At 59.9% G+C, this 13,661-nt stretch carries 8 protein-coding genes; 3 read left to right on the top strand and 5 right to left on the bottom strand.

All coding sequences use genetic code 11. From position 1 onward, the window contains the following. Nucleotides 1–169: 169 nt before the first annotated feature. The gene (locus B0E33_RS17215) at nt 170–1,909 is read right to left on the bottom strand and encodes an ABC transporter substrate-binding protein (RefSeq protein ID WP_031270305.1); all 1,740 of its coding nucleotides are present in this window, start codon (nt 1,907–1,909) and stop codon (nt 170–172) included. A 559-nt stretch (nt 1,910–2,468) separates the two neighbouring features. Between B0E33_RS17215 and B0E33_RS17210 the strand changes: the two genes are divergently transcribed. Next, entirely contained in the window at nt 2,469–3,527 is a 1,059-nt protein-coding gene (locus B0E33_RS17210; protein WP_077291874.1) for an NAD-dependent epimerase/dehydratase family protein, read from the top strand. Between the two features lie 107 nt (nt 3,528–3,634). Here the strand turns inward: B0E33_RS17210 and B0E33_RS17205 are convergent, their stop codons facing one another. The 4 genes from B0E33_RS17205 to B0E33_RS17190 form a co-directional block, all read right to left on the bottom strand. Further along, nucleotides 3,635–3,817, bottom strand: a complete 183-nt coding sequence (locus B0E33_RS17205; RefSeq protein ID WP_156912424.1) for a hypothetical protein — start codon at nt 3,815–3,817, stop codon at nt 3,635–3,637. 112 nt (nt 3,818–3,929) lie between these two features. Then, nucleotides 3,930–5,066, bottom strand: a complete 1,137-nt coding sequence (locus tag B0E33_RS17200) for an ABC transporter substrate-binding protein (protein WP_077291872.1) — start codon at nt 5,064–5,066, stop codon at nt 3,930–3,932. Nucleotides 5,067–5,186: 120 nt separating this feature from the next. Then, on the bottom strand, nt 5,187–6,041 hold the full coding sequence (gene kynA / locus B0E33_RS17195) for a tryptophan 2,3-dioxygenase (protein ID WP_023003061.1): 855 nt from the start codon (nt 6,039–6,041) through the stop codon (nt 5,187–5,189). A 136-nt stretch (nt 6,042–6,177) separates the two neighbouring features. Then, a complete protein-coding gene (locus B0E33_RS17190; protein WP_077291871.1) occupies nt 6,178–7,269 on the bottom strand; it encodes an ABC transporter substrate-binding protein in 1,092 nt (363 codons plus the stop codon). A gap of 604 nt (nt 7,270–7,873) precedes the next feature. Between B0E33_RS17190 and B0E33_RS17185 the strand changes: the two genes are divergently transcribed. After that, on the top strand, nt 7,874–11,206 hold the full coding sequence (locus B0E33_RS17185) for a transglutaminase family protein (protein WP_077291870.1): 3,333 nt from the start codon (nt 7,874–7,876) through the stop codon (nt 11,204–11,206). A 33-nt stretch (nt 11,207–11,239) separates the two neighbouring features. Next, the gene (locus tag B0E33_RS17180) at nt 11,240–13,645 is read left to right on the top strand and encodes a circularly permuted type 2 ATP-grasp protein (protein ID WP_077291869.1); all 2,406 of its coding nucleotides are present in this window, start codon (nt 11,240–11,242) and stop codon (nt 13,643–13,645) included. Nucleotides 13,646–13,661 lie beyond the last annotated feature (16 nt).

The following is a 13,661-nucleotide window of genomic DNA, read 5'->3' as shown; positions in this document are numbered from 1 at the left end:
TTCGCCCGCGTCCGGACAGGTGCAAGTGGCGAAACATCGATTTCGCGCCCTGTCGCTTCGGATCGGTGGTGGACCGGGGAGACGCCCCGGTCCGGTTTGTTGGGTGATGGGTGCCCGGGCACCATGTTCTGCATGGCAGACACGATGCCCTTGCACGTCGCGCTCAGGTTTACTTTTCAGCCCAGCGTGCGACCAGCTCGTCGTAGTTCACGGTCTGGCCCTGCGGCTTCTCGTTTTCGAGCTTTGCCTTCGGTGCGCCCGGCTTGTTCAGCCATTCTTGCGGATCTGACTCTTCGTTCAGACGCGGACCGCAGCCACCGTAGACGTTGGCGCGTTCGTCAGCCTGCTGCATGCGGGCCATTACGATGTCCATTTCCTGTGCCAAACGATCCATGGCTTCCTGCGGCGTGAACGCGCCGGAGTTCACGTCACCGATCTGCTGCCACCAGATCTGGGCCAGCTTCGGATAGTCCGGAACGTTGATGCCGGTCGGGGACCAGGCAACACGGTCCGGCGAGCGATAGAACTCGACCAGGCCGCCGAGCTTCGGAGAACGCTCGGTGAAGGACTCGTGACGCACGGTACTGTCGCGAATGAAGGTGAGACCGACATGGCTCTTCTTCACGTCAACCGTCTTGGAAACCACGAACTGGGCATAGAGCCAGGCTGCTTTCGCACGATCCACCGGAGTGGAGTTCAGGATGGTCCAGGAACCCACGTCCTGGTAGCCGACCTTCTGGCCTTCTTCCCAGTAAGGACCATGGGGGCTCGGAGCCATGCGCCACAGCGGCGTGCCTTCGTCGTCAACCGTGTTGTTGCCTTCGGACTTCGGCTTCACCATGTCCGCGGTGAACGCGGTGTACCAGAAGATCTGCTGGGCAACGTTGCCCTGGCTGAGAGCCGGCAGGGACTGATAGAAGTCGAAGCTGGCAGCACCCGGAGGCGCATAGTTCCGCAGCCATTCGTCCCACTTGCGGATCGCATAGACGGCCGCCGGGCCGTTTGCAGCACCACCGCGGGATACCGAAGCGCCAACCGGGTTACAGGTGCCGGCTTCCATGCGGATGCCCCACTCGTCAACCGGTACGCCGTTCGGCTCGCCCTTGTCGCCTGCACCCGCCATGGACAGCCAGGCATCGGTCATGCGCCAGCCGAGGTCCGGTGCGCGCTTGCCGTAGTCCATGTGACCATAGATCTGGACGCCGTCGACTTCCTTGACGTCCTTGGTGAAGAATTCGGCGATATCCTCATATGCGGACCAGTTGACCGGCACGCCGAGTTCATACCCGTATTTTTCCTTGAAGGCTGCCTTCAGGTCTTCACGGTCGAACCAGTCCTTGCGGAACCAGTAGAGGTTCGCGAACTGCTGGTCAGGCAACTGATAGAGGTCGCCGTCCGGGCCGGTTGTGAACTGGGTGCCCATGAAGTCTTCCAGGTCGAGACCCGGGTTGGTGACATCCTTGGCGTCGCCGTTCATCCAGTCGGTCAGGTTGTAGGCGAGCTGCAGACGGGAATGGGTGCCGATCAGGTCGGAGTCGTTGACATAGGCGTCATAGAGGTTCCGGCCGGTCTGCATCTGGGTCTGCACGGCCTGCACCACTTCCCCTTCGCCGAGGATCTGGTGATTGACCTTGATACCGGTGATTTCTTCGAAGGCCTTGGTCAGAACTTCCGACTCATAGGAGTGCGTCGGAATGCCTTCGGACAAGACGTTGATTTCCATGCCCTTGAACGGTTCGGCCGCATTGATGAACCACTGCATTTCTGCAAGCTGCTCATCTTTTGACAGAACGGATGGCTGGAATTCCTGGTCGATCCACTTTTGCGCCGCTGCTTCATCGGCAAAAGCGGACCCTGCCCCCGCAAGCACAGCACCAGCTGCGACTGCGGTGAGTAGATACTTACGCATCTGCATCTCCTCCCGTGAGATATTAAACGCCGTCATTAACCGGCTACGAATAGATGGTCACAGCATCGCCATGTTGTCAAACTAAATTTTTAGTAGATAATCAAGCCTACTCAAACGAGTGGCAAAATATTGTTTTCAAAGGCTTTTCAAGAACAGGAACGACCCCTGCTCTCGACCCGAAAACCCGGTCACCTGTCGATCAGCACCGTCAGTGTGGCACAATTTTGACATCAGATGTAGCACGAAATCGGGTTTCGAGTCTTTCATATTTTTCTACATCATACTTCTATTGAGGTTCGTTTTGCATCGCAAAACGAAATCCGAATACTGACTTTGCGCTGCAGCGTGACCTGCTCGCCCATGTCCTCAGCCTGTCCGCACCCCGGATACGACGTCCGCCGGGCAGGTCTTCAAGATCGTCTGTCGCCTATTGCCTGCTGGTCGGGCATCTATGGCAGAAACAATTCCTGTGTTGACGCACACCATCCAGCGGCTATCTCACTGCTTGGACAAGCTGCCGGCGCAAGAGCGGCCTTCAAAGGAAGGATGACCAGATCCGATGACCTATTTTTCCACCGATGCACCGGTCCTGGTAACGGGTGCCACGGGCTATGTTGCCGGCTGGCTGGTGAAGGAATTGCTCGATGCCGGAATTACGGTGCACGCTGCTGTCCGTGACCCGGACCGCAAGGACAAGGTCGCACACCTTCAGGAGATTGCGGCCGGATCTCCGGGCACCTTGCGTTTTTTCAGGGCCGACTTGCTGGAGGAAGGTTCCTACGCCGAGGCGATGGCAGGCTGTGCCATCGTCTTCCACACGGCCTCCCCTTTCACCACATCGGTCAAGGACCCGCAGAGGGAACTGATCGAGCCCGCAGTGAAAGGCACACGGAGCGTTCTGGAAACCGCCGCGCGGACTGCAAGTGTCAAACGCGTGGTCGTCACCAGCTCCTGCGCGGCCATCTACACGGATGCAATCGACTGCTTAAAAGCCCCCGGTGGCAAACTGACGGAGGAGGTCTGGAACACCACCGCCTCCCTCGAATACCAGCCCTACAGCTATTCCAAAACGCTTGCGGAACAGGAAGCCTGGAAGATCGCCAGGGCTCAGGATCGCTACGAGCTGGTCACCGTCAATCCGTCGCTGGTGATCGGTCCGGCCCTTAACGCCAGGCCGACATCCGAAAGTTTCAACATCGTCCGCCAGATGGGCGACGGCACCATGAAACGGGGCGCTCCGAAACTTGGCCTTGGCGTCGTGGATGTGCGTGACCTTGCCAGGGCACACATGGAGGCGGGCTTCCGGAAAGAGGCCGAGGGACGGCATATCATCTCCGGCCACGACACCAACATTCTGGAACTCGGCAAGGCCTTGATCGAGAAATACGGCGAACGTTATCCGGTGCCTCGCCAGTCGCTACCCAAATGGATCGTCTGGCTGGTCGGGCCGATCGTCGGCGGTATTTCACGGAAATTCGTCACCAACAACGTCGACGTGAAATGGCGCGCCGACAATTCCAAAAGCAAACGCGCCCTCGGCGTAACCTACAGACCGATGAAAACCTCCATGGAAGAGATGTTCCAGCAGATGATCGATACAGGTGTGTTCGGGAAGTAGCTTGCTTCAGACCACACCATCTGCGTTCGCTGAGATCACGGCATGGATTGCAGGGTCAAGCCCTGCAATGACGGAAGCAGGGCAAAGCGTCGCCATATCCATGCCCTCTATTCTCCCGCTCGCTCGCCGTCATCCCGTGGCTCGTCCATGGGATCCATGCCGTTGCCCTTGCGCCAAACCACAGCCCCGGCAGGCATGGTCAAGGTGCGGATTACAGGGGCAAGCCCTGGAAAGACCGAAGTCGGGTGAGGTGTAATTTCGCCGGCAAAGGAAATTGAACCCAGCCCCATACTTCCGGCGAAGCGCGAGCCGGGACCCGCCGGGAGCCCCACGATTTCAAAAAAGAAAAAGGCGCAGCCCGGAGACTGCGCCTTTCGCAAAGCTTGGAGACCCCCCCGGGTCTTACATCTTGCACTCGGCTGAATAGGCATCACCATGATCGGTCAGAGCCGTTCCGACGATCTTGTTGGTGTAGACATCACCTTCCTTGATCACCTCGCGAACATAGATGTCCTGGATCGGATGATGGTTCGGGCCGAAGCTGAACTTGCCGCGCACGGACGGGAAGTCAGCTGCTTCAAGCGCTGCGCGGAAACCGTCAGCGTCCGTCACATCCGCTTTCGCCATGGCCGACAGCAGCAGGTTGGCCGTGTCGAAGCCCTGGGCCGCATAAAGCGAGGGCAGGCGGCCGTATTCGGCCTGGAAGCTTTCAACGAAGGCCTTGTTGGCATCGTTGTCGATATCCTTGCTCCACTGGCTCGTGTTCTTCACGCCCAGCGCAGCATCGCCGACTGCCTGCAGGATACCCTGATCAAAGGAAAAGGCCGGACCAACGACCGGAAGACCGACGCCGCTGTCGGCATATTGCTTCAGGAAGGAAATACCCATGCCGCCAGGCAGGAAGAAGAACACGCTATCGGCGCCCGATGCGCGGATCTGGGCAATCTCGGCCGCATAGTCGGTCTGGCCCAGCTTGGTGTAGATCTCACCCGCCAGTTCACCGTCGTAGTAGCGCTTGTATCCGGTCAGCGAATCCTTGCCGGCCGGATAGTTCGGCGCGAGGATGAAACTCTTCTTGAAACCGGCTTCCTTGGCGTAGGCACCTGCGGCCTCATGCAGGTTGTCGTTCTGATAGGCAACACTGAAATAGTTCGGATGGCAGCCCTTGCCGGCCAGAGCGGACGGACCGGCGTTCGGTGACAGATAGAACTTGCCCTGGGCCGTGACAGACGGCACGACGGCCATGGCCAGGTTCGACCAGATAATGCCGGTCAGGACGTCGACCTTGTCCGACTGGATCATCTTGTCGGCAAGCTGAACCGCGACGTCCGGCTTGCGCTGGTCGTCTTCGATGATCACTTCCAGATCCGTGTTGCCGGCCTGTTTGACCGCCAGCATGAAGCCGTCACGTGCATCGATGCCAAGACCTGCACCACCGCCGGACAGGGTCGTGATCATGCCGACCTTGACGGGTTCGGCCTGTGCCGCTCCCGCCAGAATGGCCACCAGGCTGGCGGCCGCAGCAAATTGTTTCAACATAGGAAATCCCCTCTTCAGTCCCTTGAGCCCGCTTGCGGGGCTCTTGAAACGACACTCTATCGGCACAAACGCCGATGGCAAACATGCAATTCGTCCAAGAATGACGAGACGCAGTCTGTTTCAGAGTGCGGTGCGCACATGCCAGAGCTCGGGGAAGAGTTCGACTTCCAGCATGCGCTTCAGGTAACTGACGCCGCCGGTTCCGCCGGTTCCACGTTTGAAGCCGATCACCCGCTCCACGGTGGTGACATGATTGAAGCGCCACCGGCGGAAGTAGTCTTCCAGATCAACCAGTTTCTCACCGACCTCGTAAAGTGCCCAATGGGCGGACGGATCCCGGTAAACCTTCTGCCAGAGCGTCATGATCGCGGGAACTTCGAGATGCGGAGCAGATGCAGGTACCGCAATGGCGTCGTCCGGCACATCGAGACCCTGGCGGCGGGCGAAGGCCAGCACGACCTGGTAAAGGCTGGGGCGGGCCAGCTCCGCATTCAGCAAAGCAACGCTTTGCGCATCGTGCTCGTGCGGTCGGATCATTGCCGTGTTCCGGTTGCCCAGCGCATATTCGATCAGCCGGTATTGCAGCGACTGGAAGCCCGAGGACATGCCGAGGGCATCCCGGAACTGGGTATAGTCGCTCGGCGTCATTGTCCGCAGCACATCCCAGGCAGAATTCAGTTGCTCCATGATCCGGCTGACCCGGGCAAGAAGCTTCATCGCCTGCGGCATGTGATCATCGGCAATCGCATCGCGAGCGGCGTTCAGCTCATGCAGCATGAGCTTCATCCACAATTCCGACGTCTGGTGCTGAATGATGAAAAGCAGTTCGTCGGAAGCATCCGACAAGGGTGCCTGTGCATTCAGAATCTGCGTCAGCCCCAGATAGTCGCCATAGGACATCTTGTCCGCAAAGCGCATCTCGGCGCCTTCCGTTTCCGGATTATAGGCTTTGCCCGGTTCGGCTTCGTCGCTCATGGCTCTCTCCCGCTGGGCTCTTCAAATGGCCCTTCCAAGGCATCTATACCGTCCGGACAGCAGACTTGGATAGGTGAGAATTCAAAGTGTTACGAGAAAAGAAACAACAGCCGTCCCCTTCCAGCTGGCACGCCGGTCAACTGCCGGCAGCTTCCAGAATGGCGTCAGCTGAAAAATCGTAGTGGCTATGATTGGAAGACGATTTGCAGAAACGGGCAAAGTCGATCTTGTCCCAGTTCCCGTCACCAAGCCTGCTGAGATAAAGCTCGACGTTCTGAGCGGTGATCGGCGACATCTTGAACACGACATCGACGAAAACTTCCCCCTGAACACTTCTGAAGAAATGATCCCTCAGCATCACGATCGCCCAGGCGCCTGCAAAGAAATGCCCGCCATGAGTCATGGTCAGTTCGTTGGACCGTACCGCGTTCATGCCGCGGTTCGACCAGTTCAACCCGGCGAACAATATATCCTTGCCGATGGTCAGCCCGGCATCGGTTGCAGCACGCTGTGCGCCGAAAGCAATGTCATCGTTCGCACCCCAGACGACGTCAATTCGCGTGCGGTTCAAAACGCTTTTCGTCCGCGCGAAGGCAAGTTCCTCGCTCCAGTCGACCGGAATGGCATGGACCAGTTTGACGTCGCTGTTGTCTGCGACAGCCCGCAACATGCCGAGTTCCCGCTGCAATCCGGCAGGGGTGGTTGAATCGCCTGTCAGGGACAGCAACCGGATTTCCCTTGCGTCCGGGTTGAGCCGCCGCGCTTCGGCAAACAACGACTGTGCCATCTCGTAACCGGCCGTTTCATTGTCCGGAACGACCGAGGCGATAATACCATGAAGATCGATGTTCCTGCGTTCCAGGTCGGCCCGTTGCTTCGGCGTCAGCTTGTTGAGCAGGAAAAGAACCTTGCTCTCCCGGCCCTCCATAAGCTGCATCAGACGGGCTGCCGCCTGGTTCTCGTTGACCAGAATGAAATAGTCCGGCAGCTCCCCCCGTTCCAGCCGGAGGCTGAGAAGCTCTTCCATACCGTAGGGACGCCGATCGGCGTGCAGGATTTCCAGGTCGACGTTCAGGTCGGCAGCAGCCGCCATCATGGTTCTGGACACATCACCCCAGAAACCGGTCTCACCACCCGGGTTGATGAAGGTCACGCGGAAGTCCGCCGCCTGGACCACGCCGGCTGCCACCCAGAACCACACCATGCACAGCAGTCTGACGATCATCATTATCCTTCGCTCTTCATCCTTGCCCGTCCCGTCTTGCAGCTCTTCACGCAAGAACGGCCCCGGTTCAGATCACGGACATTCACCGCAGCACCGGTTGAATGTTCGAAAGCCGAACGGGACCTTGACATGGGGCCGGCCGATCGCACCGAAACAGTGCTTGGTCATACCCCCGGCGTCATATTAACCACCACAAATATGTTCTGCAGAAGTGGCAACCACTTACGCACATTTTATTGGCGCATATCCAAAGATTGCCAGAAACCGGCTCCTGAGGCATTCCTGCCTGAAACCCGGCCGCAACAGGCCTCCTGCCTGCTGGCCGTTCGCTGGCAGCCGGCACCTTGATCCGATTGTGTTAATCAATCCGAAATTAGCACAGGAAAAGCGCTCGTCAGAGCCGGCTTCGCCGGAAGGATTGCATCGTGTTTAACGAACCCTGACCGGCGACACCGGATTTCACCTGGTTCCCGGTCTTCTCCTTTCACAAGATGCTTGCAGCCCGTTTGTGAGGCGAAACTGCCTACAGAAAGACGTGGTTATGCGTTTGATTTTGTGAAAACCTGACACTCGCGCTTTGAAACGGACAAATACCGGGACCCTGTAAATGTCAATTCGTGCAAGCATTTATCACCTGACCCATTACCGATACGACCGTCCGGTTACCTTAAGCCCGCAGATTATCCGATTGCGGCCGGCCCCTCACAGCCGCACCCGGGTCCTGTCTCACTCGTTGAAGGTTTCGCCCGAAGGACACTTCGTCAATCACCAGCAGGACCCCTACGGCAACTGGCTGTCCCGCTTCGTGTTTCCCGAGCCTGTACGCGAATTCAAGATCGAAGTGGATCTGGTCGCTGACATGGCCGTCTACAATCCCTTCGATTTCTTCATCGAGGAGAGCGCGGAGGAATGGCCCTTCGACTATCCGCCGGAACTTCGTGAAGATCTCCAGATTTACCGTCGCCTCGACCCGACCGGCCCGCACATGACCGCGTTCCTGGAATCGGTCCCGAAGGATCGCCAGAGAACCGTCGACTTCATCGTCGGGCTGAACGCGAAGGTCTCCCAGACCGTCAACTATGTCATACGCATGGAGCCTGGCGTACAGACACCGGAAGAAACCTTCGAGAAAGGAACCGGGTCCTGTCGCGATTCCACCTGGCTGCTGGTGCAGGCCCTACGCCATCTCGGTTTTGCCGCAAGGTTTGTCTCCGGATATCTCATCCAGTTGAAGCCGGATCTGGAAGCACTGGACGGCCCCTCCGGCACCGATCACGATTTCACCGATCTTCATGCCTGGGCCGAAGTCTTCCTGCCGGGTGCAGGCTGGATCGGGCTCGATCCGACCTCCGGCCTTCTGGCAGGCGAAAGCCACATTCCGCTGGCCGCGACGCCGCATTACGTCAACGCCGCCCCGATTGTCGGTATGGCAAGCAAGGCGGAGGTCGACTTTGCCTTCGACATGAAGGTGGCCCGCGTCGCCGAACATCCGCGCATCACCAAGCCGTTTTCCGACGATGCCTGGTCGGCACTCAATCAGCTCGGCACCAAGGTCGACCGGATCCTGTCGCAGGAGGACGTCCGCCTGACCATGGGCGGTGAACCCACCTTCGTCTCGATCGATGATTTCGAAGCCGCTGAATGGAACACCGACGCGGTCGGCCCGACCAAACGCCAGAAGGCGGACATTCTGATCCGCCGGCTGCGTGAACGCTTTGCCCCTGGAGGGTTCCTGCATTACGGCCAGGGGAAATGGTACCCGGGTGAAACCCTGCCCCGCTGGACTTTCTCGCTTTACTGGCGCCGCGACGAAAAACCGATCTGGCATGATCCGGATTTGATCGCGGAAGAAGGCGACGATACCAAGGCCAGCGCAGATCAGGCCGCAGCGCTGCTGCAGGAGATCGCAACGAAGCTGGAAATCGACCCGGACCACGTGGTGGCCGCCTATGAAGACCCGGCGGTGTGGTTGGTGAAGGAAGCCAACCTGCCGGAAAATGTCACCCCGAAAAATTCCAAGCTGGAGGATGCCGAGGCCCGGCATCGTATTGCCCGTGTCTTCGACCGGGGGCTGACCGAACCTGCCGGACATGTGCTGCCGATCCAGCGCTGGCAATCGAAGGCCGGCGGACACCGCTGGCGATCCGAGCGCTGGAAGCTGCGCCGTGATGCGCTGTTCCTCGTACCCGGAGACAGCCCTGTCGGCTACCGCCTGCCGCTGGAATCCCTGCCCCATGTCCCACCGGCCCAATATCCCTACACCAATATCGCCGATCCGACCGTCCCGCGCGATCCGTTGCCGGAGTTTCCTGCGGGCCCGCGCGCTGACCGCAGGCAGGATGTTGCCCATTTCACCGCCAGCGAAGGCCAGCAGGACCGGCGGGAACAAACCCTGACAGATGACGAATTTGGCGGAGCATCGGTCAGAACAGCGCTGTCGGTGGAAGCTCGCGACGGACGTCTTTGCGTCTTCATGCCGCCGGTGGAACGGATCGAGGACTATCTGGAACTCATCTCGGTGGCGGAATCTGCCGCAGCTGACTTGAACCTGCCGGTTCATATCGAAGGATATCCGCCCCCGCCCGACCCGCGCATGAATGTCATCCGCGTTGCACCGGATCCTGGCGTCATCGAGGTCAACATCCATCCGGCGTCCAGCTGGCAGGAATGTGTCGCGATCACCGAAGGCGTCTACGAGGAAGCCCGGCAGTCTCGGCTCGGTGCAGACAAGTTCATGATCGACGGCAAGCACACCGGCACCGGCGGCGGCAACCACGTGGTAGTTGGCGGCGCGACGCCGCTCGACAGTCCGTTCCTGCGCCGGCCTGATCTCCTGCGCAGCCTGATCCTGCACTGGCAGCGCCATCCAAGCCTGTCCTACCTGTTCTCCGGCCTCTTCATCGGCCCGACCTCTCAGGCACCGCGCGTCGATGAGGCCCGTCATGACGGCCTTTACGAGTTGGAAGTCGCGCTGTCACAGATCCACCGCCCTCATGAAGGGGCAACGCCGTTCCCCTGGCTGGTTGACCGGTTGCTGCGCAACCTTCTGGTGGATGTCACCGGCAACACCCACCGGGCGGAAATCTGCATCGACAAGCTCTATTCCCCCGACGGCCCGACAGGACGGCTGGGCCTCGTCGAGTTCCGCGGATTCGAAATGCCGCCGGACCCGCGCATGAGCCTTGCCCAGCAGCTGTTGCTCAGGGCGCTCGTTGCGCGCCTGTGGCAGCAGCCACTGTCCGGCAACCTGACCCGTTGGGGCACGGCCCTGCACGACCGGTTCATGTTGCCGCATTATGTCTGGACCGATTTTCTCGACGTCCTGGGTGATCTGGAGCATCACGGTTTTCAGATGCGTCCGGACTGGTTCGAAGCCCAGGCCGAATTCCGCTTCCCCTTCTGCGGAGAACTCGAGGTCGATGGTGTTCACCTTGAACTTCGACAGGCGTTGGAACCCTGGCACGTACTGGGCGAGACCGGCGCCATCGGCGGCACCGTGCGCTATACGGACAGCTCCACCGAACGTCTGCAGGTCAAGCTCACCACTAGCGATCCGGACCGTTACGCCGTCACCTGTAACCGGCGAACCTTGCCGCTCAGGAAAACCGAGACCAACGGCGTTTCGGTTGCCGGTGTCCGTTACAAGGCCTGGCAACCGGCCATGGCGCTGCACCCCGTGCATCCGGTCGACGCCCCGCTGACCTTCGATATCTTCGATCGCTGGAGCGGCCGGGCCCTTGGTGGCTGCGTCTATCATGTTGCTCATCCGGGCGGACGGAACTATGACACGTTTCCTGTCAACGGGAACGAGGCAGAAGCCCGTCGCCTTGCAAGGTTCGAGCCGCACGGCCATACGCCCGGGCTCTATCTTCCGGGGCTTGAACGGCCGCATCCGGAGTTTCCGTTGACGTTGGACCTGCGCAGACCGCAGAATGTCTGACGAACCGGCAGCCCCGCCGACTGGAAACGATGCATGAGCTTGGACGAAAACGCAGAACCCGGAGCGCTTCGCTACGGCCTCTTGAAGGCCTATCGTCCCTTTCCGGATGTTTCGGACGAGCTGCTCTTCCCTGATGGCCGGGTAAGACCGGTCTGGCGGCCGTTTCTGGAGCATCTGAGCGCTCTGACGCCGGAGGAAATCACCGAGCGTTTCGCGCGCGGCAATCAGTATCTGAACGATGCCGGGGTCTATTTCCGTCAATACGGGCAGGACGGGGCGAATGAGCGGGAATGGCCGTTGAGCCATATTCCGGTGATCATCAGCCAGGACGACTGGCAGGTGATTGCAGACGGTCTGACCCAGCGCGCCGAACTTCTGGAACAGGTTGTCGCCGATCTTTATGGCGACAACAGGCTGGTGACCAACGGCTATCTGCCGGCAAGCCTGATTGCGCAAAGCCCGGAGTGGCAGCGTCCGCTGGTGGGCATCAAGCCGAAATCCGGACATTTCCTGCATTTCCTGTCGTTCGAGATCGGCCGCGGGCCGGACGGAACCTGGTGGGTCCTGTCCGACAGGGCACAGGCGCCTTCCGGTGCCGGCTTCGCACTGGAAAACCGGGTCGCAACCGGACGCGTCTTCAACGAGTTCTTCGCCCGTGCCAATGTCCATCGGCTGGCCGGGTTTTTCCGGCGGTTCCGCGACCACCTGGTCGAGCTGCGTGGAGAAAGCGAAAGCCGCGTTTCGATCCTGACACCAGGCCCGCTGAACGACACCTATTTCGAGCATGCCTACATCGCCCGCTATCTCGGCTTCATGCTGCTGGAAGGTGAGGACCTGACGGTTGAAAACGGCAAGCTGATGGTTCGCACGGTCGCCGGACTGAGACCCGTCAGCGTTCTCTGGCGTCGCCTTGATGCCGCCTGGGCCGATCCGGTGGAATTGAACGAAACCTCTCACATCGGTACACCGGGTCTTGTTCAGGCGGTCCGCAGCGGCGCAGTCACCATGATCAATGCGCTCGGCACCGGCATTCTGGAAACGCGCGCGCTCCTTGCCTTTCTGCCGCGCATCAGCGAACACCTGCTCGGCGAGCCGCTGAAGCTGCCGAACGTCGCGACCTGGTGGTGCGGTGAAGAGGGAACGAAAGCCTACGTGAAAGAAAATGCGGAAGGCATGATGTTCAGCCCCGCTCTGTCGACCGCGCTGCCCTTCACGTCCTCCCATACCGATTTTATCGGCAAGGATTTCGACAAGTTCCACAAGGGCATTCTGGAAACCTGGATCGACAGCAAGAGCGACAAGCTGGTCGGGCAGGAAGCCGTGACCCTGTCGACGACGCCTGCTTATGACAACGGGCTTCTGGTCCCCCGGCCGATGAGCCTGCGCGTCTTTCTGGCCCGAACGACCAACGGCTGGGAAGTCATGGCTGGCGGCTTTGCCCGGATCGGACAAACGGAAGATGCAAGTGCGATCGCCATGCAGGCGGGTGGATCGGCGGCCGATGTGTGGATCGTCGGCGGTCAGAAGCCGCACAAGGAAACCTTGCTCCACCAGACGGAATCGCCGTTCTTCAAATCACAGACCGGTTCCCTGCCATCGCGCGCAGCCGACAATCTGTTCTGGCTCGGCCGCTACGTGGAGCGTGCGGAAGGCGCGGTGCGGCTGCTGCGTGCCTATCATGCCCGGTTGATGGAAACGGCGGACCCGGAAGCCCCGCTTGTGGCATTGACGGCGGAATATCTGGACAAGATCGGCATGGCGCCCGTCGAGCCGGTTCCCGATGGCCTGTGCGACATGCTGCAATCGGCCGTCGCCAGCGCTGCAAAGGTACGCGACCGGTTTTCCGTCGATGGCTGGCTGGCGCTGAACGACCTTGCCCAGGCCGCGAACGGTGCCAAGCGCACGATGCGCGACAATGCCGACGTTACCAGAGCCATGGGCCTGCTGCTGCGCAAGATCACAGGCTTTTCGGGTCTTGTGCATGAAAACATGTACAGGTTTATCGGCTGGCGCTTCCTGTCCATCGGCCGTGCACTGGAACGCGCCCACCGGATGGCTGATCTCCTGTCGGTCTTTACCGACGAAGACGCCCCGGAAGGCTCTCTTGAACTGCTGCTTGAGGTTGGCGACAGTGCCATGTCCATGAGCCGGCGTTATGCGGTCTCTCTCAGCCATGCCACCGTGCTGGACCTTTTGGCGATGGACACCAAGAACCCGCGCGCGGTGCTCTACCAGCTGACCGACATGAAAGACCATATCGGCGTGCTGCCCAACGCGACGGAAAACGGACATCTTTCGGAGCTGGCCCGCTCCGTCCTGCAGGTTCATACACTTCTGGCAATCGCCACCCCGGAGACACTGACACCGGCTTCTCTTGCCGATCTTCGCGATCAGATTTCCTATCTCTCCGTGGAGCTGACCGATGCCTATATCCGGTAACGGACGGTCGCTTTCA

The organism is Roseibium algicola, assembly GCF_001999245.1.
GTDB classification, from domain to species: Bacteria; Pseudomonadota; Alphaproteobacteria; order Rhizobiales; family Stappiaceae; genus Roseibium; species Roseibium algicola.
This window is presented reverse-complemented; position numbering and strand designations above follow the sequence as displayed.

Bases quoted from the DNA above. Each gene is read 5' to 3' on its own strand.
- B0E33_RS17180 (WP_077291869.1), top strand. From the start codon at position 11,240: ATGAGCTTGGACGAAAACGCAGAACCCGGAGCGCTTCGCTACGGCCTC.
- B0E33_RS17205 (WP_156912424.1), bottom strand. From the start codon at position 3,817: ATGGGGCTGGGTTCAATTTCCTTTGCCGGCGAAATTACACCTCACCCG.
- kynA (WP_023003061.1), bottom strand. From the start codon at position 6,041: ATGAGCGACGAAGCCGAACCGGGCAAAGCCTATAATCCGGAAACGGAA.
- B0E33_RS17215 (WP_031270305.1), bottom strand. From the start codon at position 1,909: ATGCGTAAGTATCTACTCACCGCAGTCGCAGCTGGTGCTGTGCTTGCG.
- B0E33_RS17185 (WP_077291870.1), top strand. From the start codon at position 7,874: ATGTCAATTCGTGCAAGCATTTATCACCTGACCCATTACCGATACGAC.
- B0E33_RS17200 (WP_077291872.1), bottom strand. From the start codon at position 5,066: ATGTTGAAACAATTTGCTGCGGCCGCCAGCCTGGTGGCCATTCTGGCG.
- B0E33_RS17190 (WP_077291871.1), bottom strand. From the start codon at position 7,269: ATGATGATCGTCAGACTGCTGTGCATGGTGTGGTTCTGGGTGGCAGCC.
- B0E33_RS17210 (WP_077291874.1), top strand. From the start codon at position 2,469: ATGACCTATTTTTCCACCGATGCACCGGTCCTGGTAACGGGTGCCACG.